The sequence below is a fragment of the Streptomyces sp. NPDC029216 genome, from assembly GCF_040648015.1.
GTDB lineage: Bacteria > Actinomycetota > Actinomycetes > Streptomycetales > Streptomycetaceae > Streptomyces.
In genome coordinates this window covers 1-2,736 of the sequence record NZ_JBEZWL010000290.1, presented here as the reverse complement: position 1 = coordinate 2,736, position 2,736 = coordinate 1, and the positions used below count along the sequence as shown (strand labels likewise).

The window sequence follows — 2,736 nt, the reverse complement described above, 5'->3', positions numbered from 1 at the left end:
CCGACTTTTGTCCGCGGACAAAAGTCGGGGCCGTTCGCGTCGCCCGTCGCCCAGTTCCACGCCGCCCCGCAAGCAACCCGAATCTCGACCGGCTTGGCCGGAGTCGGACGGCGGCCCTGATGTCGCCGCCACTCAGACACCCCTGCGACGACTGTCCCGTCCGCATTCCACAGACCTTGAGCCGCCAACCAGACAGCGAGCATGGAAACATGCACCGAGCGGGGTGGCGCTGACCTCCCCGGACGAACCAGACGAAGGGTTTCCACATGGGGGGCATATCAGCCGAGCGGCGTCGCATCCTGCAGTCGCCTCCGCCCGAGCTCGTCGCGGCGGCCGCCGCGAACCCGGGCGGGTCGGTCGCGGTGATCGACCCCGCCCTCGTCGGCGACCCGAACGGCTACGTTCCGGGGGAAGCCGTGCAGGGGTACTGGGTGGTCGGCGAGGACGGGAAGCTGACCGGCGAGTTCGTCGAGAACCCGAACTACGGCCCGCCGAAGGACGACTTCTCCAAGCTCACGGATTCCGGGCATTGGCTGGACTGGCTCGCCGAACAGCCCGGAGCCGCCGTACGCGACTCCATCGCCGGGATCTTGGACAGGCAGGTCCAGGGAGCGGTCCTGGAATGGATCAAGATCCTCGACGCTCCGCGCTACCTCACCGGAGGCCGCCCGCACCCGGCCGATCCGAACCGCATGACCGTCACCCGAGCCGGTATCGCCCTGTCCTTCGCCCTTTCCGTGGCCAGCCCCGAACACCCAAGGGAGACCCTCCAGGGCGCCTTCTCCTGGGTCGCCGTCAGCCTCGACCAGCCCGCCGAGCGCAAGGACCGGGTTTGGCTCGACCTACGCGCCGACCTGGACTGGGCCGAGACGGAACTCCGCGAACGGATCTACCGCGTCGGCCAGACTCCCGCCACCGGTACGACCTGACATGTGCCTGGAGCGGCAGCTTCGGCGCCGCTCCTGTGCCCCGACTTTTGTCCGCGGACAAAAGTCGGGGCCGACCGCCCCTTCCCGCCAGCCGGCAGCGAGGAAGATCTCCCGCGTCCTCACCTATCTCCGCACGCTGCTCGGCGAGGCTCTGTGCCCGCGGCCCAGTGGCGACGAGGCGGAGCCGGAAGGGGCTGCTGCGGAGTTCGACGTAGAGAGCCGGTACGACTCTGCCCGCGTGGCGAGGGCCGCCTCGGAATCGGCAGCGCCGCGTTCAGCACCGAGCAGAGTCCCCACGACGGCGGTGGCGGCCGCAGCCCCCCGACATCCCAACCAGCTCATCACCTGACACCGCGTCCGGGACAGCGTGTGAAGCGGCCCCCTCCGCCGACGGCGAATGACCTTGCAGCGACGGCAGCCAGCCAACGATGCTGGGGCGATGCCCGGGCAGCGGAAGAGAAGACAGCGGCAGAAGCGCGAGGCGGAGCGAGCCGCGGCGCGCTTCACAGCCGAGACGACAGGCCGATGGGACGTGCTCTTCGAGACACAGGACGAGTCCGAGTTCCGCGCGTACGTCCACCGTCTCCGAGAATCGGACCCGCAGATCGACTGGTCCGCCGTACGGATCGACAACTTCTGCGGGCGCCTGATGTTCCCGAACACCCACCGGCTGAGCCTGTTCGTACCGCACCCCGTGACCGATCCCGGCCAAGACCCGTCCGAGTGCTGACCCCATAGCCGACCAGCAAGCCGGCCCCGCTCCCCTCCCCAAGGGCCCCACCGCACGGGCGGGAAGCCTCCGACTTTTGTCCGCGGACAAAAGTCGACGCCCTTCAGGGACCGCCTGAAGGGCGTCATGGTGACCGGTCGGCGGGCGATCGCCGGCGCCACCCAACCCTGTTCGACGGGCAGTGCTCGTCAGCGGCGCCGCGAGCCTCTCGTCGCAGAGGGCGACTTTTGTCCGCGGACAAAAGTCGGAGCACATGATGCCCCGCACCGTCCGGCGCGCCCCGTCTCGTCTCAGCATGCTCTGTCAGTGGGAGCTGCCAGGATGCGACGCATGACCACAGCCACCGCAGCCGACTACAGCTGGATACGCTCCCCATCCTCCCTGTTCAAGTTCGCAATGGAGGTCGGCTACACACTGACCTTGGTACAGGGAGTCTCGCCCGAGAAGCTCTACGCACTGGCAGGCGCCGAGGCGAGCGGAAGGTGTCACGGGTTCGACGAACTGGTCGAGTGCCACTGGGAGCTGCTGGACGAGTTCGACCACTGGCCCGACGCCTTCCTCACAGGAACCCTCACCCTCCCCAGCCCGGCCGGCACCTGGACCCTGGCACTGGAGTTCGGCGGCGGGCTGGGCACACGAGACAGTTTCATGGAACCCCTCTCGTACGGGACCCGCGCGGTCTCCCACTCCAGCAACGGCGGCAAGCCCATGGACTTCTTCCACTGGTACGAGAACGGACTGCTGCGCACCACCTTCGAGTGGCCCGGCGACAGGACCGGCACCACTCCCGATGACCTGAACCAGCGGATGAGGGAAGTCGGCCTCAATCCCTCCGGCGACCAGAACCCGGACGTCGACCGGAAGGCGGCTGTGCTGGCGCTCACCGAACGCCTTACCGGCGTTCGCCTCACGGAGGAGCTGCTGCGGCAGGCGGAGTACATCACGGCCGTGGTCCCGGAAGAGCAGATCAAGGGAAGCGGGAGCCTCGTAGTGCTGCCGTGACGCCGCGCCGTGGCTGCGACCCCTCGAACCTGCGGCCGTGGGGGAGTCCCCGACTTTTGTCCGCGGACAAAAGTC

3 protein-coding genes are annotated in these 2,736 nt (G+C 68.5%); all 3 read left to right on the top strand.

Annotated features, from left to right (window positions below):
- Positions 1 to 266: 266 nt before the first annotated feature.
- The 3 genes from AB0F18_RS39025 to AB0F18_RS39015 all read left to right on the top strand — a co-directional run bounded on the left by AB0F18_RS39025 (position 267) and on the right by AB0F18_RS39015 (position 2,661).
- Entirely contained in the window at positions 267 to 929 is a 663-nt protein-coding gene (locus tag AB0F18_RS39025) for a hypothetical protein (protein WP_362070248.1), read from the top strand.
- Between the two features lie 532 nt (positions 930 to 1,461).
- A complete protein-coding gene (locus AB0F18_RS39020) occupies positions 1,462 to 1,659 on the top strand; it encodes a hypothetical protein (protein WP_362070245.1) in 198 nt (65 codons plus the stop codon).
- 330 nt (positions 1,660 to 1,989) lie between these two features.
- Positions 1,990 to 2,661, top strand: a complete 672-nt coding sequence (locus AB0F18_RS39015; RefSeq protein WP_362070242.1) for a DUF6461 domain-containing protein — start codon at positions 1,990 to 1,992, stop codon at positions 2,659 to 2,661.
- The last annotated feature ends 75 nt before the right edge of the window (positions 2,662 to 2,736 follow it).